Below are 19,791 nucleotides of genomic sequence, written 5' to 3' on the forward strand. Positions count from 1 at the left end.
CGCGCATCCGGAGCGGCCAACAGGCCCGTCGTTACGATGCATCGCGATCGAGGTGGCCGAGGCTCGCCCGCGCCGCATCGGCCACCGCAGCGTCCTCGCAGGCCAACACCAGCGCCTGCCGGACCACGGACAGGTCCATTCGCTTGCGCAAGGCAGCCAGTTCCCCAAGACACTCTGCCGCAGCGCATCGAATCTTCGCATGCGGCGAGGCCAGTGCCGCAAGGCAGACCTCCTGCGCCTGCTTCCAGTCTTCGTTGCTCTTTACCGCGGAGTTCAGCGCCTTCGCCATTACGCCCGACTTCGCGCCATCCAGATTTGCGCCGTGCAAGGCCTCGAGCAGCTCTCGCAGCGGGATTCCCTCGGGCGCACTCCATCGTCTCTCGCTCGACATAGATCCTCTCTCTTTGTTTGACACCACGGTTATGCCGGATGTTGCGCCTTCAGATCCTTTAACAGCGCGTCGATATGTTCTTCGCGTTCGAGTGCCGCAAAGCGGTCCTCTAGCGAGTCTCCGCCCGCAAGCTCTCCGTGCGCGACATTCTCCGCCTCGGCGCTAACAATACGCGTACGCATCTTCTGCAGGCTTGCCGCGTGATCCTTCGCGTCAGCCTTTTGCTGTGCCTGGTGCGCGCGTCCCACCACCTTCGCCCGCCGATGCTGCGCGATCAGCATCTCGCAGCGCGAGCGCGTCTCGGCCAGCTTCTGCTCCAGCTTGCGCAGGGTCGATTTCAGCGTCTCGGCCTCGGTCTTCTGATCCTCAAGCTGCTCGGCGAAGCCTTTCGCCATCTGCTCGCTGCTCAACACACGCTCCAGCGCCGCACGCGCCAGGTCGTCAGCATCCTTTTTCACCGCGAGCTCGGCCTTGCGCTTCCACTCCTCGGCGGCAGCCTCGTGCTCTTTCCGCTTCTTATCGAGCACATGCTGATCGGCAAGCGCAATCGCCACCTGCGTCTTCACCTGCATCAGCTGGTTCTCCATGTCGAGAACAAGCTGCTTCATCAGCTTCTCGGGGTCTTCGGCCTTATCGACCAGGTCATTGAGATTTGCCCGCAACAGCGTCGCTACCCGCTCCAGCAGTGCCATATCGTCCTCCTTCGCGTGAATGAATAAAAGGGATGCCGCGGCGGAGACTCTCTCTCCGCCGCGGCTGTAGAGTTACTTCACTTCAGGCGACGAGCCATTACCATTCGGACGTGGCTTCATCGCGGTCACATTCGACATCAGCTCGCGCATATCCATGCCCGAAAGAGCCTCGAAGAGCGCCGGAACCTGCGCGGCGATCTTCGTGAAGTCGCCGGTGAGCTTGTTCACGCCCGTCGCACCGTCGTTGCCGGTCGAGACGATCGTGACCTTGTCCACCTTCGAGAGCGGTTCGGACATCGCGCGGACCACGTCGGCCATGTTGGTGATGATGCGATCCACCACCGCGGCCTGGTTCCACTCCTGGTACGCCTCGGCCTTCACGTTCATCGCCTTCGCCTCGGCCTCGCCCTTCTGGAAGATCACCGCAGCCTCGGCCTCACCCTGCATGCGGATCGCCGACGCACGTCCTTCGGCTTCCATGGCAAGGCGCGTCTTCTCAGCAGCGGCCAGCGCTTCAATCCGCTGACGCTCCACTTCGGCCTGCTTCAGCACTGTCGAGATGAGCTCCTTCTCGTGACGCAGAATTTCCGCTTCCTGCACCTTGATCTGCTGCTCCTTCTCCACCTGCTGCACCTTCACCTGCTCTGCGGTCACCTGCTGCTGCATGATGTTGGTCTGGATCTCGTAGGCCTTATCAGCCTGCGCCTGCTGGCGGCGGCTCTGCTCCTCGTACTGCGCCTTCTGGATATCGAGGTCGCGCTGCGCCTCGGCCTGGCGTGCAAGCGACGCTGTCTCTGCGATCACACGCTCCTGGTCCGCTGCAGCCTTCGCTACCGCCGACTCGCGCAGCGCATTCGCGCGGCGAATGGCAGTATCGCGCTCGGCCTCGGCCGCGGCTACGTCCGCATCACGGCGAATACGCACGATGTCCGGACGGCCCATGTTGGTGATGTACTCGTTCTTGTCGCGCACTTCTTTGATCGTGAACGACACCACCTCCAGGCCCATCTTGCTCAGGTCGTCCGAGCAGGTCGAGCGCATGCGGTCGGCCACCATCTCCGGCTCCTTCACAATCTGCTCCACCGTAAGCTGACCGATGATGCCGCGCAGATGGCCTTCCATCACCAGGCGAATCAGGCCTTCACGCTGCGACGGCGTCTTGGTCAGGAACTGTTCGGCCGCCGTCAGGATCGACTCCTGGTCGCTGCGCACCTTGATCTGCGCAACAGCTTCCACCGTCACGGCCACGCCCTGCCTCGTGTACAAATCCTGCTGCGGCGCAACGTCGAAGCCCATCAGTTCGAGCGAGAGCTCACGGCAGTTCTCCACCATCGGGAAGATCACCGTGCCGTGGCCCTTGATCACGCGGGGTCCGCGAAAACCATAGACGATCAGCGCTTCGTTCGGGCCCGCCTTGCGAAACATCTTCGCAAGCATCGCGAGCAACAGAATCACAGCCAACAGAGACAATCCAACGATCACAACGACAGTATTTGTCATAACGGCCTCCTGATCCTTTCCATCAGGAAAACAGCAAATTCGGTTTAGACCTCTACCTCTGAAACTTCACTTGCCAGACAATTCGGGCCAGGGCGCTACACCCTATCTCCTGCGCCCTCGAGTTCATCCCACCGGCGAACCCAGGCGATGCCCTGCTCATAACGCATCACCACCACTTCGGTTTCGCGAGAGATGGCCTGCCCATCCTCGCTGCGGGCCACGGCGAAACGCCGCGCGCCGTTCTGCGAATACTGAATCTCCCCCGTGCCGTGCTCATGCACTGTGCCGGTCACCTTCGCCAGCACGCCGACGATATCGGTATCCGCCGCGGTCAGTTCGCGCTCCCGCGGCAGCAGCACCTTGGTGAGAAACCAGAACAGCACCGCACCGCCCGCAAGTCCCGCAATCGTCGCGGCTCCCAGTACTATCGGCGTCAGAAACCCACCGTAGCGATGCAGCAGATACCCGCAGCCTCCGAACCAGCTGAGAAAGCCTGCGATCGTAAAGCCGTTGATCGGGCTCACGCTGTGACCGCTGCTGCCATGTGCATGTCCGGCATGGAGATGAACATGTCCGAAATGCAGGTGCGAGAACATCCCCAGGCATGACAGCACCGTGAACGACAGCCCCAGCGCAAAGCACACCAGGTAAAACGCCTCCCACGGAAATGCTCCGCTCATACTCCGGACTCCTTTCCAGTCCGCTTCTTCTTCACCACCGCTTCTGGCTCGTGCCTCGATGGCCGCAGCACCTCGAGCAGCCGTTCCACCAGCCCCGGCGCCTCGATCACCGCCTCCATCAGCAGCAGGCACTCCCGCGTGTTCTGGTGCTTGGCCAGCGTCAGCAACGCCTGCCTTAACGGCGCGTCCCTGCGAAAGCGTTCCGCGCCGCCCACCAGCCACAGATCCAGCTTGTCTTCCAGCGTCCGCGCGTCGCTCATCAGCTCTGCGTGGTAGCCTTCCGGATCGTCGACCAGGTAGCCAGGATGCACTTTGAAGAACTTCGCAAGAAGCTGGCGGGTGGCATTGGTCAGGTGCGGCCTTGCCCCGCTCTCGATCTGCGAGAGGTAGCTCTGGCTCAGCGATCCGCCCACTTCGGCCTTGATCGCCTTCACCAGCTCCTGCTGCGTCATGGCGCGTTCCATGCCGCGCAGGTTTCCCTCCACCTCGCGCAGGTAACGGATTTTCTCACCCAGCTTCATTGCGTCTTCCTTGCCTTTCCTCCACGGCGCCCGGGTTCGAGCCGCCTTGGTTTGCTTCGGTACATCAGACCGCCGTATTGCAATCCGCAATAACTCTATCGCTGATTGCAATTTTCGCAAGAAAACCTTGGTAACCTTTCCACTCCCGTCCGGAAGCCGCCCGAAATCTTTCTGTTGCGGCTTTCTAGTTTCTTCATTATTTTTGAAGAAATGCTTGGGCAAACGAAAGACCAGACATCGCTCGGCGAACTCGAACTGCTCATCCTGCTGGCGCTCGTCCAGCTTGGTGATCAGGCTTACGGCGTCAGCATTGCCCGCGAGCTGACCCGCTATCGCGGCCGCGAGATGGCATTGGGCAGCATCTACGCGGTGCTCACGCGGCTCGAAGAGCGCGAGCTTGTACTCTCCATGCTCGGCGAGCCTACTCCCGAACGCGGCGGCCGCGCCAAGCGCTATTTCGAGCTCACGCGCGAAGGATTGCGGGAACTTCATCGCACCCGGCGGGTTCTAACCGAACTATGGCGTAAGCTCCCAGCCCTGGATCCAGCGCTCTAAGGAGAAACCTTGTGAAGCTACCGCCTCTCACCCGCTGGCTGTTAAGGCACTGCACTCCTGCTCCAATCCAGGACCAGCTCGCCGGCGATCTTCTCGAAGAGCTGCACGCGGGCCGCTCGCGCTTCTGGCTGTGGCGGCAAACATTGACCGCCGTCGTCATCGGCAAACGCCCAGTGGCGATGCACTATGCGCAGGTCGCGCTCTTTTCATTCGTTGCGTGCATCCCCATTCCGATGCTCATGATGAGCTGGCATCACAATGCCTTCTTTCAGACAGTCTGGGAGCGTGCGATTCAACTCGACTGGCCCACCTCGGCCATCACCACTCTGCTGCTTGAGCTCGCGCCTGTGCTCCTGCCGTTCTGGGCTGCGATCGCCATCTACGTTCTGTTCCTCTCTACCAGGCGCCGCGCGTTCCCAGCCATCCTCCGCGGTTGCCTGACCACGCTTCCGGCCTTTCTCTTCGCAGGCTTTCTGCTGATGCATGTCTTCGGGCTACACGGCACTCAGCACAGAGCCATGCCAGGGAGAGAAGCCCTTCCCCCGCTCTCGCTCCCGGCAGTTCTTTACTTTGTGCCCAGCCTCTTTCTCTCCCTCATCGCGGCCCTGCCGTTGCCGCCCAGACAGGCACTTCGCACAGCCCGATAGCACGATCCAAAGCACGATATCCCGACAGCGAGTTGCCGCCATGCAGACGCTCCGAGAATCCGTCCCCGAAACCACCTCCGATTCCGCCTCCCTGCGCGCCGTCTCCTTTGCAGGCACCTTCGCCGCACTCACCGCATCGCTGCTCCTCTGCCGCGTACCTGAGGCGCATCCCGGCACGCTCTCCGTGCATGCTCTTCTCGTCACCGCCTGCAAATATCTCTTCGTGCCGGCCATCGTCGGTCTCGGCGCAACGTGGCTTTACTTCCAGTTCTCCGTCCCGTTGCCTGCGAAGGTCTTTCGTTCGCTGATCCGCTGCCTCTGCGAAGCGTGGCTCTTCTTCCCTGCCTTCACACTTCTGCTCTGGGAGAACTCGCCTGCCCTGCTCGCGCTCGCTCCGATCGCCGCCATCGCCGTCACCCTTTCGCTCGAACGATTTCTTCCCGCACCACCGGAACCCGCGCTCCTCGCATCCGGCCAGATCTTCGCCACGCCTCCGCCTCTGCCCTCGCGCGGCCGCGCCCTCTTCACTGCACTCGCGCTCGTAGCCGCCATTGCCGAGACCGCGGACGACGATCTCGCAACCGCGGGCTTCATCCTTGCTCTCGTCTCGTATCTCCTCATACGGCAATGGAGCACCCTGACAAAACGCAATGACACCCTCAGTCCGCAGCAGGAACGTTCTCCCGAACACCCTCCCGGACCAGTCCCTCCCGGTCCAGTCCGTCTCGGCACCAGCCTCATCCTCGCGTTGCTGCTCACCGTGGTTGCCCTGCTGCCCTGGCTCAGCAGCAGACGCCTCTCTGCGCATATGCTGCTCGGCCCGGCTCCCGATGTGAAGAATCAAAGCCCGGCACATGCCGACGCACCCATGCTGGCCGCCGACGGCTGGCACGCCATTGCGCTGTGGCCATTTCCGCCGAAGAAGGACAAACTTCCTCCCATCCCGCACACCTCGCTGCAGGCCGCTGCGAACTTCACGCGGCCGCTCGTTATCCCCTTCAACGGCGCGTATCGCTACTTCCAGACCACCGGCGCGTGGAGGCCTGAGCGAGCGCACACCGCGCACGGCAGCCCGCTCAATGTCGACATCCACTCCGTCGGCGCAGAGCCCCTCTTCGAAGAAGCACACCAACTCCTTGCGCAGCCGATCGAGACCAGCTGCTGCCGCTCCATCGAGGTCACCATCCGCAACGGCGACAACAGCCACGGCGGTGTAGTCCTCGGCCTTGTCCTGAGAGACTCCACGCAGCCTGAGCTGCCACCGGATCCCTACAATCCGCATCCCGCTTACACCGTGAACGGCCCGCGCAGTGAAGTGAGCGAGCTCGCGCTCACGCCGCAGCCCGTCATGACCAGCTTCCCCACCGGCTTCACCATCAAAGCCGCGCCGGTTTCGGAAACACTCACCTTCAACATCCCAGCGCAGCCGCGCCTGCGCCGCTTTGACGAGATCAGCGTTGTCTTCCTGCCTGAAGCCAGGCGCTCCGAAAGCGGCGCGAAGATCGCCGTGCAAGAGTTCCAGCTCATTCCGCGATGACGCGCGACTGCGTCTGGCGATCCCACGCTATTCCCAATCTCCGCATGAGTCCCTGCGCGTCCTTCGGAGCACGCACCTTCGCATCGTTGTCGAAGTAGACGAAAACATCGCGGCCGGACTTGCGCTTCGCCGCCTCCTTCGCGCTCGCATGACGTCCTTTTACGTCGCCGCCCGCAGCCCACCTGTGAATGCGATCCGCCCACGTATCCAGTGCCTTCGGCCCATAGCCGCTCTTGTACAACTCTTCTGATCCATGCAGACGCAGGTAAAGAAAATCCGCTGTCACATCCATCAGCAGCGGCCACTCGACGGTGTCGGCGCATACCAGCGCCACGTTGTACTTGCGCAGCAGCCGGATGAACTCCTCGCAGACGAAGCTTTCATGCCGCACCTCCATCGCATGACGCAGCCTCTGCTTCTTCTCTGGTTGAAGAAAGGCGCGTCCTCGCAGACGTGCCTCGTGTCCGCGCGCCAGCTCCGCCGCCTGCAACGTATCGCGCGGTAGTAGCTGCAGAAAGGGCTCGATGACCTCAGGCTTAAATATGAAATTCGGCGGAAGCTGCCACAGCATTGGACCGAGCTTCTCCCCAAGCGCCAGCGGCCCCGAGGCGAGAAAGTTCGCCAGCCCCTGCTCTGCATCCCGCAGCCTGCGCATGTGCGTGATATAGCGCGAGCCCTTCAGCGCAAAGACGAAGTCCCGCGGCGTTGCGTCGCGCCAGGCCTCGTAACTCGCTGGCCGCTGCAGGGAGTAAAAACTGCCGTTGATCTCAATCGAGGGGAAATGCTCGGCCGCATAAGCAAGCTCACGCTTCTGCGGCAGCCTTTTCGGATAGAACACGCCGCGCCAAGGCGCGTACGTCCATCCCGAAATACCGATGCGAATGCGGCCTGCCATGCCTGTTAGGAATACAGACACCCGGTGCCGGGTGGCCCTCGCCTTCGATCCTGTCAAGACTCGGCTAGCCCGATATCCCCTGCAAACATCGCCCCTGCCGCAAGTTAGCAGCCAACCGTCGCTGGCATGGAATTTCCCGCTTCCGCCCTACCATGGAATTAGGGACATACTTCCTCCAAAGAGCGCGGCCTGCGGGTCGCGCTCTTTCTTTTTGTCCTCACCGCGGAGGGAGAGAGACACAAGGAGATAGACCATGACCAACATCCTCAAGAAGTTCGGCATCGGCATCGCCGACTTCGGCAAGTGGATCGCCGAGGCGATCACCGCCACCGTGCACCTGGCCGAGAAGATCGAATCGATCCTGAAAGCCGCCAAACCGCTCGAGCAGCCCTTTGTGGAAGGCCTCGCGACCGTCGTCGGCGATGTCGAAGCGCTCATCGCTGCATCGGGCACCGCTGTCTCGGCCAACGGCCTCAACTTCGCCGCCGACACCGCTGCGTACCAGCACTTCCTCGCGCTCGTCGCCGACTTCAGGAAGCTCGCCCCGATCGTCACCGAGGCTCTCGACATTCTTGAAGGCAAGCCTGTTTCGACCGCGGCCTCCACCGCAACAACCAGCACCACGGCAGCCGGCTAAGCAGCAAAAAGCCCGGCCATCTTCGGCCGGGCTCTTCTGCTCCTGATTTTCTTACTCTTTCGTCCCTGAGGGCTTGGGAATCGCCTGCCCCAGCGGGACCGGCTTGCCAAAATCCGGCGTGCCATCTGCGTTCCAATGCACTGGCTGCGCCCGCGGCGACCGCTTGCCGTCGCATCCCTCGTCCGCCTCCGGATTTGCGTGGTAGATGATCCAGTCCTCTTTGCCGTCCGGCGACTGAAAGAACGCGTTGTGCCCCGTCCCGAAGGCATGCGCCTCAGGGGACTGGCGGAAGACCGGATCCGGCGACTTCTTCCACGACCTTGCATCGAGCAGGTCGCTCGATTGCTCAGCCGAAAGCATGCCCAGCTCGTAATAATTCGTCCAGCAGCCGCTCGCCGAGTAGACCAGGAAAATCCTGTTGGCATGTTCAAGAATTTCCGGCCCCTCGTTCACATCCACATGCGGCACGGGAACGATCCGGTTCTGCGGATCGAGATCGCCGACCTTCTCCCACGGATACTCCGGCGTCGACAGGCGCACGCGCTTTCCCTCGATCGTCCAGGGATTTTTCAGCCGTGCGATGTAAATGTTCTGCACGCCGTTCGTATCCCCCGGCCAGCCCGCCCAGATCACATAGTTCTTCCCGCCTGACGTAAATACCGAAGGATCGATCGCCCACTTGTCCGAGCCGTCGTCGAGCTTTCCCTTCATCGTCCACTCACCCTTTGTCGGGTCGGGCGAGGCATTCTCAAGTACCCACACGCGATGCCCTTCGTTCTCGCCTGCATCCGCCGCAAAGTAGAGGTACCACTTGCCGTCGAGCCAATGCAGCTCCGGCGCCCAGAGCTCCTTTGAATAGGGCCCCGTCGACGGCGGCGTCCACACCACCGTCTTCTCCGCGTTCCGCAGATCGGTGATGTCCCGCGTCTTCCAGATCGTCAGGTTCGAGCCGGTCGAGTTCATGTAGTAATAAAAGCCGTCCCGCGAGGTCACCCACGGATCGGGGCCAACGGACAGCAGAGGATTCGTGAAAGTCGCCGCCGACTGCGCGACAGCAGCGGGTATGGAGCACAGACAGGCAAGCACGACAGGCAGCAGCCGTTTCATTTTTGTCCTTTTCGTACGGGAAGTGCTTTCTTGCGCGACGCCAGACTACACCCATCCCGCCGCGGCCCGCATCTCAAGGGAGAAAGCCGCACGCACGCTCCCGGCACCCATTCGCCTCTACCAAGGAGACTTCGCATGTCTTTGCTCCCTCAAGGGAATCAAGACGGGCTCGCAGGCCGCACCGCCATCGTCACCGGATCCAGCTCAGGCATCGGCCAGGGCATCGCACTTCGCCTTGCCCGCGAAGGCGCGAATGTCGTGATCAATTACGCGGGCCATGCCGAAAGCGCCGAAGAGACGCGCCGGCAGGCCGAGGCCGCGGGCGCGAAGGCCATCGTCGTTCAGGCCGATGTCTCGAAGGTCGACGCGGTCCGCACTCTCGTCGACGAAGCATGGAAGGCCTTCGGCAGCGCTGATATTCTCGTCAACAATGCAGGCATGGAAAAAAAGTCCGATTTCTGGGAGACATCCGAGGAAGACTACGACCACGTTCTCGGCGTGAACCTTAAGGGACCGTTCTTTCTCACGCAAGCCTTTGTGCAGAGGCTGCGCGCGGCCAAAAAGCCCGGCCGCATCATCAACATCAGTTCGGTGCATGAGGATATGGCCTTCCCCGGCTTTGCCACCTACTGCGCCAGCAAAGGTGGCGTGCGCATGCTCATGCGCGACCTCGCCGTCGAGCTTGGCCCGCTCGGCATCACCGTGAACAACGTCGCGCCCGGCGCCATCATTACGCCGATCAACAAGTCGCTCCTCGAAGACAAGCCCAAGCTCAATGCCCTGCTAGCCAACATCCCTCTTGGACGTCTCGGCTCCGTCGACGATGTGGCGAACCTCGTCGCGTGGCTCGCTTCCGACGAGGCAGCCTACGTCAACGGATCGACCTTCACCATCGATGGCGGCCTTTCCCGCAATTATCACGAGCAGTAACTACACCTGTTAAGGAACGAGTACCCATGCACACCTTTCGCATCTGGGCTCCGGCCGTAAAGTCTGCCTCTGTCCTCATTGATGGAACGAAGACTCCACTTACCCAACAGGAAGGCGGTTGGTGGCAGGCCGACGTGGCTTCCGCTGCCCCCGGCACGAACTACCAGTTCCTCCTCGACGACGATGATTATGCTGTCCCCGATCCGCGTTCGGCATGGCAGCCCGAAGGCGTGCACTGTCCCTCGCGTGTCTACGATCAGAACGCCTTCGCCTGGACCGACACGAACTGGAAGCCTCCTGCATGGCCCGCGGCTGTCGTCTATGAGCTGCACATCGGCACCTTCACCGTGGCGGGTACACTCGACGCTGCCATCGAGCGCCTCTCGTATCTCAAGGCTCTCGGCATCACGCACGTCGAGCTCTGCCCCGTAGCCAGCTTTCCCGGCGCGCACGGATGGGGCTATGACGGCGTCGATCTCTTCGCCCCGCAGGAATCCTACGGCGGACCCGACGCGCTCAAACGCTTCGTCGATGCCTGCCACGCGCAGGGCATGGCCGCAATCCTCGACGTGGTCTACAACCACTTCGGCCCCTCGGGAAACTACGTAGGCCGCTTCGGCCCCTACTTCACCGCCAACCACCACACGCCCTGGGGCGATGCGGTGAATCTCGAAGACGGCGGCAGCCACGAGGTACGCCGCTTCTTCATCGACAACGCACTGCTATGGCTGCGCGACTACCACTTCGACGGCCTGCGCCTCGACGCCGTGCATGCCTACATGGATCGCTCCGCTATCAATTTTATGGAGCAGCTCTCCATCGAGGTCGCCGCGCTCGAAGCCGAGAAGGGCCGCGAGTATGTGCTCATCGCCGAGAGCGATCTCAACGATCCGCGGATCATCGCTCCGCGCGACGAGAATGGCTATGGCCTCGATGCGCAGTGGAGTGACGACTTCCATCACGCCATCATCGCGCTCCTTACCGGCGATCGCGGCGGCTACTACGCCGACTTCGGCACCGTCGCCGATCTTGCCAAGGCCCTGCGCCACGCGTTTGTCTACGACGGCCAGTTCTCGAAGTATCGCGACCGCAATCATGGCCGCCCCGCGGCAGGCGTGCCCGGCTGGCGCTTCCTCGGTTACGCGCAGAACCATGACCAGGTGGGCAATCGCGCGCAGGGCGAACGCCTCTCGCACCTCACCACGGAAGGCCGCACGAAGATCGCCGCCGCACTCGTCCTCACCGCGCCCTTCGTGCCCATGCTCTTCCAGGGCGAGGAGTGGGCCGCGTCCACGCCCTTCCAATACTTCACCGATCACGAAGACAAGGAGCTCGGTCGCCTCGTCTCTGAAGGCCGCAAGAAGGAGTTCGGCGCCTTTGGATGGGATCCCGAAGACGTGCCCGATCCGCAGCATCCCAGCACCTTCGAGCGCTCGAAGCTTCACTGGGAAGAGCTCTCCGATCCCGCGCATGCAGAGATGCTCGACTGGTACAGGCAGCTCATCGCCCTGCGCCGCGCCACACCGGAACTCACCGACGGTGCGCTCGATCAGGCGGAAGCTGCCTTCTCTGAAGAGGACAAGTGGCTCACAATACGCCGAGGCTCTGTCTTCGTGGCCCTCAACCTCGGCAAAGGGGCGCGCACCATCACCGCCCCAGCCACGGCGCATGCACTCGCGCTCTCGGAAAACACGATTGCTCTCGAAGGCACGGAAATCACTCTGCCGCCCGACAGCGTCGCAATCGTGAAACTCTCATAACGAAAGGGCCAGCAGGGTATTGCGATCACTTTATCCTGCTGGTCTTTTTCGCAAGCACCGGCACTGCATCCGGATCAGTGCAACTGAGTTTTAGCGCAAAGGCTTCGGCCACGGATTCAGCTTGGATTCAGGATCAGGCAGCTACCCTCACAGCATGGCCCTTTGTTCCGCTGCCCGCATCTCTTCTCGGCTGATCCTCCCATGGCTCTTCTCGATCTCCTGCCTTCCCGGCTTCGCGCAGGATGAGACACCCCAGCAGATCGTGAAGGATCTCGCTTATAACGAGGTGCAGGACCGCGCCCAGCAAAGCCACTGGCTCTATCACGTGGAACGCAATGCCGAAGGCCACACCCGCTCCGAAATCCAGGTCGAATCAGCCGCTGGCCCGGTCTTCCGCCTGCTCGCTCTCGACGGCCAGCCACTGACCCTGGAGCAACGCAAGGCCGAAGACGCCCGCCTCGCAAACTTGATCGCGCATCCCGATCAGCAGAAGAAGAGCGCGCAGGCCCATGAGCAGGACGAGGAGCGCCTGCAGCGCCTCACCGCCCTTCTGCCCGAAGCCTTCACCTATACCGAAGCGAGCCGCGACGCGAAGACCATCCGCCTTCTCTTTGTGCCGAACCCCGGCTTCCATCCATCCAGCATGGAGGCTCGTGCCTTCGCCGGCCTATCCGGCATGCTGGAGATCGACGCCGCGCAGAAGCGGCTCGTGCGTCTCGATGGCACGCTGATTCATCCAGTCGACTTTGGCTTCGGCCTGCTGGGCCGCATCGAGCAGGGCGGTACCTTCACCCTCGCACGCACGCCCGTCTCATCCACACATTGGAAGACCAGCCGCATCGCCGTCCATGTGGATGGACACATCATCCTCTTCAAGAGCGTCAGCAAGCAGCAGGACGAAATCCGTTCGGACTTCCATCCCGTGGCCGATCACCTCACGCTCGCAGAAGCCGTGAAGAGGCTCGACGAGGCCGCACAACCCGCACCCGCGCAATAAGCCACCGGATCGGTTACGAATTAAAGATCCTTCGGACCTTCGTTCAACTCCGGCGCCGGTTCGGAGAGCAGTCCGTGCAGGTCAAGGCGGCGCGAATACATGGCCAGGTCGCCATTCGCCTTCCGCGGCCACTCCGCCTGCGGCCGATCCCAGTACAGCTCCACGCCGTTTTCATCCGGATCGCGCAGGTAGATCGCCTCACTCACGCCGTGGTCGGCCGCGCCATCAAGCTGGATGCCCGCGCGCAGCACCCGCCGCACCGCATCAGCCAGAGCAACCCGCGTGGGATAGAGAATCGCCGTGTGATAAAGCCCGGTCGTGCCCATCGGGGGAGGCGAACCGCCCAGGCTCTCCCAGGTGTTCAGCCCGATGTGGTGGTGATAGCCGCCGGCCGAGAGAAATGCTGCTTCCGAGCCGAAGCGCTGCGTCACCTCGAGTCCCAACACCCCGGAATAGAAGCGTATGGCGCGGTCGAGATTCGCGACCTTCAGATGCACATGCCCGATCCGCACACGCGGATCTGCCTGATACGGCGGCTGCTCACTCATCCCACTACTGTACTGGTTGGAAAGAGCGCGAAAAAAACCAAAGGGCGCGGAATCCTCCGCGCCCTTTATGGCCTGTTGCTGCACGTTTGTGAATGTTGATACGACTTAGGCTGCGGCCTGCTCGCCGAGGGCGGCCTTGGCCTGACCCACCAGCGCCGTGAAGGCGGCTGCGTCGTTGATCGCGATCTCGGACAGCATCTTGCGGTCCAGCTCCACACCGGCCTTCTTCAGGCCGTTGATCAGCTGCGAATAGCTGATGTTGTTCAGCTTGGCGGCGGCGTTGATACGCACGATCCAGAGCGAACGGTACTGGCGCTTCTTCTGCTTACGGCCGCTGTAGGCGAACTTCAGGCCGCGCTCGACGGCTTCCTGGGCTGCCTGGTAGAGCTTCGATTTGGTAAGGAAATAACCACTCGCCCGCTTAAGAATCTTTTTGCGGCGATCACTGCGCTTTGTTCCACGTTTGACGCGGGGCATTGCTTGTTCTCCGTTTCAATTTCGGTTGCGCGGCTGGAGGCAGGGAACACAGGTTCCGGAACCTCTTCACTCGCTGGTGAATCCCAATCTCTCGGACATTCCGCTCTGGAACATCCGGGGGCCGTTCCTACCGGCCCATGTACGTTTCGAGCCTAGGCTCGAGGCGTACCGATCAGGCGTAAGGAATCATGCGTGCAACCTTCGCGTGGTCGGCATCCGAGACCAGGGCGGAATGGCCCAGCTTGCGCTTGGTCTTGGTTTCCTTCGACGTGAGGATGTGACGCATCTTCGACTGACCGCGGACGATCTTGCCCGTGCCGGTCTTCTTGAAGCGCTTCGCGGCGCCTTTATGGGTCTTCAATTTGGGCATGGTTATCCTGCTTGAAAAGAACGTGCGTGCAACATCAACCAGTATAAGGCAACCGGGCCGGCTTGGCCAGCACTTCCCCGCCCTTCACCCCGCCAGAACAAAAACCGGGCAGAGAGCCTGCGCTCTCCGCCCGGTTCCGTTCCGTTCCGATTAGGTTTGCCCTACTGGACCGTGACCGTGAGCGTATTCGACGCCGAGGAGCCCGGATTCACCGATCCCAGGGTCACCGTTGCCGACTTCGCCACATCCGAGGCAGGAATAGCAACCGTTACCTCGGTCGCGCTCACCCAGGTCGTAGTCCGGGCCGAGCCACCCCAGGTCACCGTCGCCCCGGGCAGGAAGCCCGAACCGGTCACCGTGAGCGTCTGGTTGCCGCTGCCCGCGGTGATGGTGCTGGCGCTCACCGAGCTGAGCGTCGGCGCGCTGGTCGCCACCGCCTCAGCTGGAAGCACGAACGGTCCCCGCAGCAGCAGGATCTGCGACGTCGGGTTGCCGGAACTATCCTCGCTGGGCAGGATATAGGCCAGTCCGTCCTGCCCCCAGCGCGTGCCCGGAACCGCAACCTCTCCGCTGAAAGGCACCTGTACCTGGGTATCCAGAGTGTAGTGCTGTGTATCAAAACGCTGCAGGTACATGCCGAACTCGGTGGAACCACTCACAACCGCAGCGAATGCTTTGTTCTCCACCTGATAGGGCACGATACTGCCGGCATAAACGTAGTTGCTGTACGGCATCTGCGTACCTACCGGCAGCAGACCGAGTTGCGAGGGAGGTGTGGTCGAAGGATTGACCAGGCCACCACCCGCCCCAAAGACCACATCGTCGTCGAGAGCGATCTTGCCGCTGAAGCCTCCCATGCCGTTCAACGTGGTGCCATCCACCAGGGTCACGCCGTTGGCATCGATGGTGTACCGATAGAACTCGGCGCCGGAGGTGTAGCCGTCGTAAGCATAGAAATGCGTGGCATCCGCGAAGACCGGGAAGTCTCCGGAATAGCCGCTGCTGACGTTCTTCCTGAAGGCGCTTGTGCTCCCAGAGATATCGAGCACCCCGATCCCATAGAAAGACTCCAATTCGACGGCCAGACTTGTATCCGAACCCGGCACCGTCGCGATAGCCTCCGCTGCCACCCCTGAAGGCTCACTCGACGCACTGGTAGGGAGAGGCACCGTGAGATCAAGCGCCTGGGTCTGCAGGTTGAAGCGTCCCAGGCTATCCGCGCCGCTCAAACCGATGTACATGTAGTTGCCGTCGCTGGTCTCCGAAAGCAGGTTCGGTTCGCTGCCTACCGTAACCGGCGTGCCCACTGCGCCCGTTGTCGGATCGATGGAGACGATACTGTTGCCGGTGAGCTGCTGCGAGGTGCTGGGAAGCACAGCGTAGAGCTTGCGGCCGTAAGCGTCATAGGCCATGGCATTGGCCGGCACACTTACGAGCTGATAGATCGTGAACGGCAGCACGGACGAAGTGCCACCGCCGGGCGTCCCGTTCTGCACCGAGACCAGCGCATAACCGATTCCAGCTACTGACGAGGATGGGACGCTGACCGTCAGCTGACCGCTGCCCACGTAGGTCGTGGCCAGGGCAGTACCGTTCCAGAGGACCGACGACGATGGCGTGAAGCCCTCACCGTCGATCGTGAGCGTAAACGCAGCCGACCCGGCCTGCACCAGCGCCGGAGAAAGTTGCGTGGCTACCGGCGCCGGGTTGAACTCGCTGCCTGTCGCCGTAACGGAAGCGGAAGCCTGATTGTTGGAGGTGTTGGGGTCGTAGCTGATCGAGGCCAGCGTTGCCGAAGCCTCGAGCGCGCCCGCAACCGTCGGTGTCGCGCTAACAGACACCGTTACCGACGAGCCGCTGGCAATTGTTCCCAGGTCGCAATAGTAGATGCCCGCGCCGCTGCAGCTGCCGGCAGAGGCCGTCGCGACGCCTGCGATAACCCCCTCGGGCAGGGTAATATTCGCGGTCACGCCCGTGGCGCTATTCGGACCGCTGTTGGTCACTGTCACGGTATAGCTCAGCGCGGTGCCGGTGGTAGCAGATGCAGGAGCAGACACGGCCACGCTGACATCCGCAGGTGTACTGCTGTTGTCCTTCACGATTGCCCCACGGAAGACCAGCAGCTGGCTGGCGGTATGCAGCGCCAGTCCATCCGTTCCCCAGCGGATCAGGTCGAGAGGAGTATTGCCCAGGCTCGCTACCGGCAAGGTCGCGATGGGATCGTAGGTCGTCTCGTTATAGGAGACGATTTCGTTGGCGCTGCTTGAAATGTAGTAGGTAAGCGGGGCGATCCATACCGTATCGAGCGAGGAATCGGATACGATCGGCCCCACCGCGGCCACCGGATTCGTGTACCCGGACTCGGTGAGAGAGAACTGGCCCGCCTGCGCTCCCGTGCTCGCGTTGTAAGCCAGGCCTTCCGGAACGTAGAGCAGGCCATTGTCATACTGCATTGTGGAGCCACCGGTCCCGGTCCCGATCTGCTTCACCGCCGACACACCCGTCGAGTCAATGGTCAGTTGGTAGAGATAGGAGCCAGCGGCGTTCGACATCCCGTACAGGGTCGAGGCCGAGCTGCCGAAGGCGATCGCACCGATATTTTCGTCAAAGTAAGTGGAGATGCCGGAGCTGGCGCTGGTATTCGTGCGCGCCACACCGGAGTCATACACAGTGACAATCCCGGAGGTGGCATACACCGCCACCGAATTCGCCGAACCCGGCACCGGCGCAAAGCTGAGTGCCGTATACGGAGGGTTATAAACTCCCGGTCCGCCACCCAACAATACTGGTGTTCCCACCGAGCCGGTCGTCAGGTTTACCTGGACAAAGCTGCCTGCGCCGTCGAGGCCAACGAAGAGCTGCGTGCCGTCCGTCGAGAGCGCCATGCGGTTCGGATTGCTGCCCACGAAGATCGTCTTCTCGATCACGCCGGTTGTCGGGTCGATAGCCACAACGCTGTTGCCCAGCCCCTGGCCCATCGCACCCGGCACCGAGGCATAGATATATCCATCCGTCGCGCGGTACACGATGTCGTTCGTCTGCAATGCCAGGTAGGTATCGAAGGGCTGTGTTGCCGGAGCCGTTGTGCTCTCCGAGGAGACCACGCCGATCGTGGCACTCACGAAACCCGCCAGGTCCGTCGCCGGCACAACCGCCGTCAGCTGCTCCTGGTTCACATAGGTTGTCGCCAGCGCAGCTCCGTTGAACGTAACGATGGAGTCCTGGTAAAAGTTCCCGGAGTAGTCCGTCACCGTGATGGTCGTATCCGGACTGCCTGCAGGCACGAGGCTCGGGCTCACGCTCATCGTGCCCGTGGTGTTCGCGGCAGCCACCGTCATCGTCACCGTGTTCGAGGTGATCGTCGGTGAACCCGGGTTGGTCACAACGAAACCGACCGTCCCTACCTTGGCAATCAGGCTGGCAGGCAGAGTCGCACTCACCGAGGTCGACGACTGGCTGGTAATGGTCAGCGACTGCCCATTGGCCTGGACTGTCGCATTCCCCTCAAAGTTCGTTCCCGAGAGATAGATGGTCTGGGCCGCGCTGCCGACCGTCACTGAGTTCGGCGAAAGTCCCGTAATCACCGGCGTTGTCGCCAGAATCGAGAGCCCCACCGGCGTCGTCGGATCGATGCCCGGATTCGCCACCGAGATATTGCCGATGCCGCCGTTGGCCGTGTCCGCGGCCGTCAGCGCCACCTGCAGCGTGCTGTTGTTCACGTAGGTCGTCGGGTGCGCGGTGCCGTTCCACAGCACCTGCGAGTTCGCCTCAAAGCCGCTGCCGGTCACTGTCACCGTGACGGCCGTGCCCGCGGTAATGCTCGAGGGCGAGATGGACGCAACGCTCGGCGTGGGCACGGTGATGGTGTAGCTCTGCACCGTGGACGTACCACCGCCCGGCGTCGGATTCGTCACCGAGATTGAAGCGCTTCCATCTGCGGCCAAAAGAGAAGCCGGCACGCTGGCCGTGAGCGAGGTCGCGCTCACGTAGGTCGTCGCCAGAGCCGTCCCATTGAAATTGACCACCGAGGAGGCAATGAAGCCAGTACCCGTCACCGTCAGCGTCTCCGTGGCAGAGCCCGCCACTACGCTGGAGGGAGAAATCGAAATGACGGAGGGCTTCGGATTCGTGCTCGAAGAGCCGGAAGAGGTCCCACTACCAGAAGAGGATGTGGTCGAGCTTCCGCCCCCGCATCCGGTGAGGATCAAAGCAAAAACAAGGGAAAGAACAGGCAGGTACGTGCGGGGTCGTGCGACGTTCAAGGGGCCTCCAACGGGTAGAACCAGGACAGAGATCGAGTGGCAAGGAGCAAGGTGAAACAAGTGACCGACCGGTCGAGGGGGGATTCGAAGCGGGGGTGGTGAATCGAAGAATACGGGCTAACGTGACAGCTGTAAATGCAATTTCCTGCAAATTTGCGAGCGTTCCATCACCCGTGCTCGTCTATGTGGAGAATCGCAAGACAGCGCCAAATCCCTTCCAAAATTCGCAGGCGCCAGGGTCGGCCACCGAGATCCCATCCAGAGAGATTCCCTGTACCCGCAAGTCTTGAGAGCTAAGGCGTAAATTGCGAGGCATTTTCCCAGCCGGATCGTAAAATCGGGCCACGCATTCTGGAAAGGCTCCTCATAACGATGAATTCCAGACGGGTCCCGCATCTCCTCGCCAGCTATCTGCTCATCCTTGCCTGCTGCGTCCCCTGCGCCCTGCATGCGCAGGCCGGCGGATCGGAGCCATCGGCCTCCGCCTCATATGTACCAACCATGACGTTCGATGTTGTCTCGGTAAAAGAGAACAAGCCCGATCTCACTGCCGGCTTCATGGTTGGAGGAAACTTTACCGGGAACTCCGGCACGTGGAACCTGACCAACAACAACGTCGGCAACCTGCTCGGCTGGGCCTACGGCGTGTCTTCGCATCAGCTCGAGGGTGTTCCCGCATGGGCAGACCACTCGTATTACAACGTGGAAGCGAAATGCGATCCGGCGACCGACGCCAAGCTCGCCGCCCTGACTCCAAAGGAAAGAGAGATGGAACGGCAGCACATGATCCAGGCTCTGCTTGCGGACCACTTCAACCTGAAAGCGCACTGGGAGACGCGCGAAGCTTCGGTCTTCTATCTCACCGCCATCAGGAGCGGATCAAAGATGCACCCTGGCGGCTCGATGCCGCCGTCCTCCGAAGAATTGAAAAACTTCGGCGGCCATCCGATCCCGGAGATCTATCAGCGCGGTGACGGCAAGCGTGGCTATGAATACATCGGGCACGGCGCACATATGGCTATGCTGGCAAGCGATCCTCAACTCGCTCTGGGAACCGATGTGATCGACAGAACCGGCCTCACCGGAACCTACGATTTTGATCTGCAATATGGCCCGAGCAACGATGCCGAGCGCGCAGAAGATCCCGACCTCTGGCCTCCAATCCCGGAAGCCATCGAGGAGCAGCTGGGCCTGAAGCTGGAGCGAGCGAAAGGCTCCGTCAGAATGCTCGTCGTCGACCACATCGACCGGCTATCGGAGAATTGAGCCCCATTCGCATTCGAAA

At 61.8% G+C, this 19,791-nt stretch carries 19 protein-coding genes; 8 read left to right on the forward strand and 11 right to left on the reverse strand.

The genetic code is table 11. The annotated features are described in order from the left end of the window. Positions 1–31: 31 nt before the first annotated feature. The 5 genes from QM649_RS09835 to QM649_RS09855 all read right to left on the reverse strand — a co-directional run bounded on the left by QM649_RS09835 (position 32) and on the right by QM649_RS09855 (position 3,784). The gene (locus tag QM649_RS09835) at positions 32–391 is read right to left on the reverse strand and encodes a hypothetical protein (protein WP_415198860.1); all 360 of its coding nucleotides are present in this window, start codon (positions 389–391) and stop codon (positions 32–34) included. 29 nt (positions 392–420) lie between these two features. Then, positions 421–1,083: a PspA/IM30 family protein gene (locus tag QM649_RS09840; RefSeq protein WP_415198861.1), complete on the reverse strand. Its 663-nt coding sequence runs from the start codon at positions 1,081–1,083 to the stop codon at positions 421–423. 72 nt (positions 1,084–1,155) lie between these two features. Continuing rightward, positions 1,156–2,583: a flotillin family protein gene (locus QM649_RS09845; RefSeq protein ID WP_415198862.1), complete on the reverse strand. Its 1,428-nt coding sequence runs from the start codon at positions 2,581–2,583 to the stop codon at positions 1,156–1,158. 95 nt (positions 2,584–2,678) lie between these two features. Further along, on the reverse strand, positions 2,679–3,263 hold the full coding sequence (locus tag QM649_RS09850) for a hypothetical protein (RefSeq protein ID WP_415198863.1): 585 nt from the start codon (positions 3,261–3,263) through the stop codon (positions 2,679–2,681). Continuing rightward, positions 3,260–3,784: a helix-turn-helix domain-containing protein gene (locus QM649_RS09855; RefSeq protein WP_415198864.1), complete on the reverse strand. Its 525-nt coding sequence runs from the start codon at positions 3,782–3,784 to the stop codon at positions 3,260–3,262. The genes QM649_RS09850 and QM649_RS09855 overlap by 4 nt, the downstream gene beginning before the upstream one ends. A 210-nt stretch (positions 3,785–3,994) precedes the next feature. Here QM649_RS09855 and QM649_RS09860 point away from each other — a divergent pair, with 210 nt between their 5' ends. Genes QM649_RS09860 through QM649_RS09870 form a run of 3 tightly spaced genes read left to right on the forward strand, consistent with a single transcriptional unit; the run spans position 3,995 to position 6,523 of the window. Then, positions 3,995–4,339 carry a PadR family transcriptional regulator gene (locus tag QM649_RS09860; protein WP_415198865.1) on the forward strand — a complete coding sequence of 115 codons (345 nt, stop codon included), beginning with the start codon at positions 3,995–3,997 and terminating at the stop codon, positions 4,337–4,339. 11 nt (positions 4,340–4,350) lie between these two features. Further along, on the forward strand, positions 4,351–4,986 hold the full coding sequence (locus QM649_RS09865) for a hypothetical protein (RefSeq protein ID WP_415198866.1): 636 nt from the start codon (positions 4,351–4,353) through the stop codon (positions 4,984–4,986). Between the two features lie 40 nt (positions 4,987–5,026). Beyond that, on the forward strand, positions 5,027–6,523 hold the full coding sequence (locus tag QM649_RS09870) for a hypothetical protein (RefSeq protein WP_415198867.1): 1,497 nt from the start codon (positions 5,027–5,029) through the stop codon (positions 6,521–6,523). Here QM649_RS09870 and QM649_RS09875 read toward each other — a convergent pair. After that, complete coding sequence (locus QM649_RS09875) at positions 6,510–7,418, reverse strand: DUF72 domain-containing protein (RefSeq protein ID WP_415198868.1); 909 nt, start codon at positions 7,416–7,418, stop codon at positions 6,510–6,512. The two genes, QM649_RS09870 and QM649_RS09875, sit on opposite strands and share 14 nt — an antisense overlap. A 253-nt stretch (positions 7,419–7,671) precedes the next feature. Between QM649_RS09875 and QM649_RS09880 the strand changes: the two genes are divergently transcribed. Continuing rightward, positions 7,672–8,055, forward strand: a complete 384-nt coding sequence (locus tag QM649_RS09880) for a hypothetical protein (RefSeq protein ID WP_415198869.1) — start codon at positions 7,672–7,674, stop codon at positions 8,053–8,055. 51 nt (positions 8,056–8,106) lie between these two features. Here QM649_RS09880 and QM649_RS09885 read toward each other — a convergent pair whose 3' ends face one another. Continuing rightward, positions 8,107–9,162 carry a family 43 glycosylhydrolase gene (locus tag QM649_RS09885; RefSeq protein WP_415198870.1) on the reverse strand — a complete coding sequence of 352 codons (1,056 nt, stop codon included), beginning with the start codon at positions 9,160–9,162 and terminating at the stop codon, positions 8,107–8,109. A 135-nt stretch (positions 9,163–9,297) separates the two neighbouring features. On the opposite strand from QM649_RS09885, the gene QM649_RS09890 reads away from it, so the two are divergent. From QM649_RS09890 to QM649_RS09900, 3 genes are all read left to right on the forward strand, one after another. After that, complete coding sequence (locus QM649_RS09890; RefSeq protein ID WP_415198871.1) at positions 9,298–10,092, forward strand: glucose 1-dehydrogenase; 795 nt, start codon at positions 9,298–9,300, stop codon at positions 10,090–10,092. A gap of 26 nt (positions 10,093–10,118) precedes the next feature. Beyond that, positions 10,119–11,852 carry a malto-oligosyltrehalose trehalohydrolase gene (treZ, locus tag QM649_RS09895; RefSeq protein ID WP_415198872.1) on the forward strand — a complete coding sequence of 578 codons (1,734 nt, stop codon included), beginning with the start codon at positions 10,119–10,121 and terminating at the stop codon, positions 11,850–11,852. 154 nt (positions 11,853–12,006) lie between these two features. Next, entirely contained in the window at positions 12,007–12,849 is an 843-nt protein-coding gene (locus tag QM649_RS09900; RefSeq protein ID WP_415198873.1) for a hypothetical protein, read from the forward strand. A 20-nt stretch (positions 12,850–12,869) separates the two neighbouring features. On the opposite strand, the gene QM649_RS09905 is transcribed toward QM649_RS09900, so the two are convergent. The 4 genes from QM649_RS09905 to QM649_RS09920 all read right to left on the reverse strand — a co-directional run bounded on the left by QM649_RS09905 (position 12,870) and on the right by QM649_RS09920 (position 18,566). Then, the gene (locus tag QM649_RS09905) at positions 12,870–13,397 is read right to left on the reverse strand and encodes a VOC family protein (RefSeq protein WP_415198874.1); all 528 of its coding nucleotides are present in this window, start codon (positions 13,395–13,397) and stop codon (positions 12,870–12,872) included. 105 nt (positions 13,398–13,502) lie between these two features. Further along, positions 13,503–13,874, reverse strand: a complete 372-nt coding sequence (rplT, locus tag QM649_RS09910; protein ID WP_129206979.1) for a 50S ribosomal protein L20 — start codon at positions 13,872–13,874, stop codon at positions 13,503–13,505. A 172-nt stretch (positions 13,875–14,046) separates the two neighbouring features. Beyond that, positions 14,047–14,244 carry a 50S ribosomal protein L35 gene (gene rpmI / locus QM649_RS09915; protein WP_415198875.1) on the reverse strand — a complete coding sequence of 66 codons (198 nt, stop codon included), beginning with the start codon at positions 14,242–14,244 and terminating at the stop codon, positions 14,047–14,049. Between the two features lie 161 nt (positions 14,245–14,405). Then, complete coding sequence (locus QM649_RS09920) at positions 14,406–18,566, reverse strand: beta strand repeat-containing protein (RefSeq protein WP_415198876.1); 4,161 nt, start codon at positions 18,564–18,566, stop codon at positions 14,406–14,408. Positions 18,567–18,878: 312 nt separating this feature from the next. Between QM649_RS09920 and QM649_RS09925 the strand changes: the two genes are divergently transcribed. Beyond that, the gene (locus QM649_RS09925; RefSeq protein ID WP_415198877.1) at positions 18,879–19,772 is read left to right on the forward strand and encodes a TIGR03435 family protein; all 894 of its coding nucleotides are present in this window, start codon (positions 18,879–18,881) and stop codon (positions 19,770–19,772) included. Positions 19,773–19,791 lie beyond the last annotated feature (19 nt).

This window comes from Silvibacterium sp. (genome assembly GCF_047605705.1).
Classification (GTDB): domain Bacteria; phylum Acidobacteriota; class Terriglobia; order Terriglobales; family Acidobacteriaceae; genus Silvibacterium.

Excerpts from the sequence above, each read along its gene's own strand:
- QM649_RS09875 (WP_415198868.1), bottom strand. The coding sequence starts at position 7,418 with ATGGCAGGCCGCATTCGCATCGGTATTTCGGGATGGACGTACGCGCCT.
- QM649_RS09860 (WP_415198865.1), top strand. The coding sequence starts at position 3,995 with ATGCTTGGGCAAACGAAAGACCAGACATCGCTCGGCGAACTCGAACTG.
- QM649_RS09845 (WP_415198862.1), bottom strand. The coding sequence starts at position 2,583 with ATGACAAATACTGTCGTTGTGATCGTTGGATTGTCTCTGTTGGCTGTG.
- QM649_RS09855 (WP_415198864.1), bottom strand. The coding sequence starts at position 3,784 with ATGAAGCTGGGTGAGAAAATCCGTTACCTGCGCGAGGTGGAGGGAAAC.
- QM649_RS09850 (WP_415198863.1), bottom strand. The coding sequence starts at position 3,263 with ATGAGCGGAGCATTTCCGTGGGAGGCGTTTTACCTGGTGTGCTTTGCG.
- rplT (WP_129206979.1), bottom strand. The coding sequence starts at position 13,874 with ATGCCCCGCGTCAAACGTGGAACAAAGCGCAGTGATCGCCGCAAAAAG.
- QM649_RS09900 (WP_415198873.1), top strand. The coding sequence starts at position 12,007 with ATGGCCCTTTGTTCCGCTGCCCGCATCTCTTCTCGGCTGATCCTCCCA.
- QM649_RS09870 (WP_415198867.1), top strand. The coding sequence starts at position 5,027 with ATGCAGACGCTCCGAGAATCCGTCCCCGAAACCACCTCCGATTCCGCC.
- QM649_RS09925 (WP_415198877.1), top strand. The coding sequence starts at position 18,879 with ATGAATTCCAGACGGGTCCCGCATCTCCTCGCCAGCTATCTGCTCATC.
- QM649_RS09880 (WP_415198869.1), top strand. The coding sequence starts at position 7,672 with ATGACCAACATCCTCAAGAAGTTCGGCATCGGCATCGCCGACTTCGGC.
- rpmI (WP_415198875.1), bottom strand. The coding sequence starts at position 14,244 with ATGCCCAAATTGAAGACCCATAAAGGCGCCGCGAAGCGCTTCAAGAAG.
- QM649_RS09905 (WP_415198874.1), bottom strand. The coding sequence starts at position 13,397 with ATGAGTGAGCAGCCGCCGTATCAGGCAGATCCGCGTGTGCGGATCGGG.
- treZ (WP_415198872.1), top strand. The coding sequence starts at position 10,119 with ATGCACACCTTTCGCATCTGGGCTCCGGCCGTAAAGTCTGCCTCTGTC.
- QM649_RS09840 (WP_415198861.1), bottom strand. The coding sequence starts at position 1,083 with ATGGCACTGCTGGAGCGGGTAGCGACGCTGTTGCGGGCAAATCTCAAT.
- QM649_RS09885 (WP_415198870.1), bottom strand. The coding sequence starts at position 9,162 with ATGAAACGGCTGCTGCCTGTCGTGCTTGCCTGTCTGTGCTCCATACCC.
- QM649_RS09835 (WP_415198860.1), bottom strand. The coding sequence starts at position 391 with ATGTCGAGCGAGAGACGATGGAGTGCGCCCGAGGGAATCCCGCTGCGA.
- QM649_RS09890 (WP_415198871.1), top strand. The coding sequence starts at position 9,298 with ATGTCTTTGCTCCCTCAAGGGAATCAAGACGGGCTCGCAGGCCGCACC.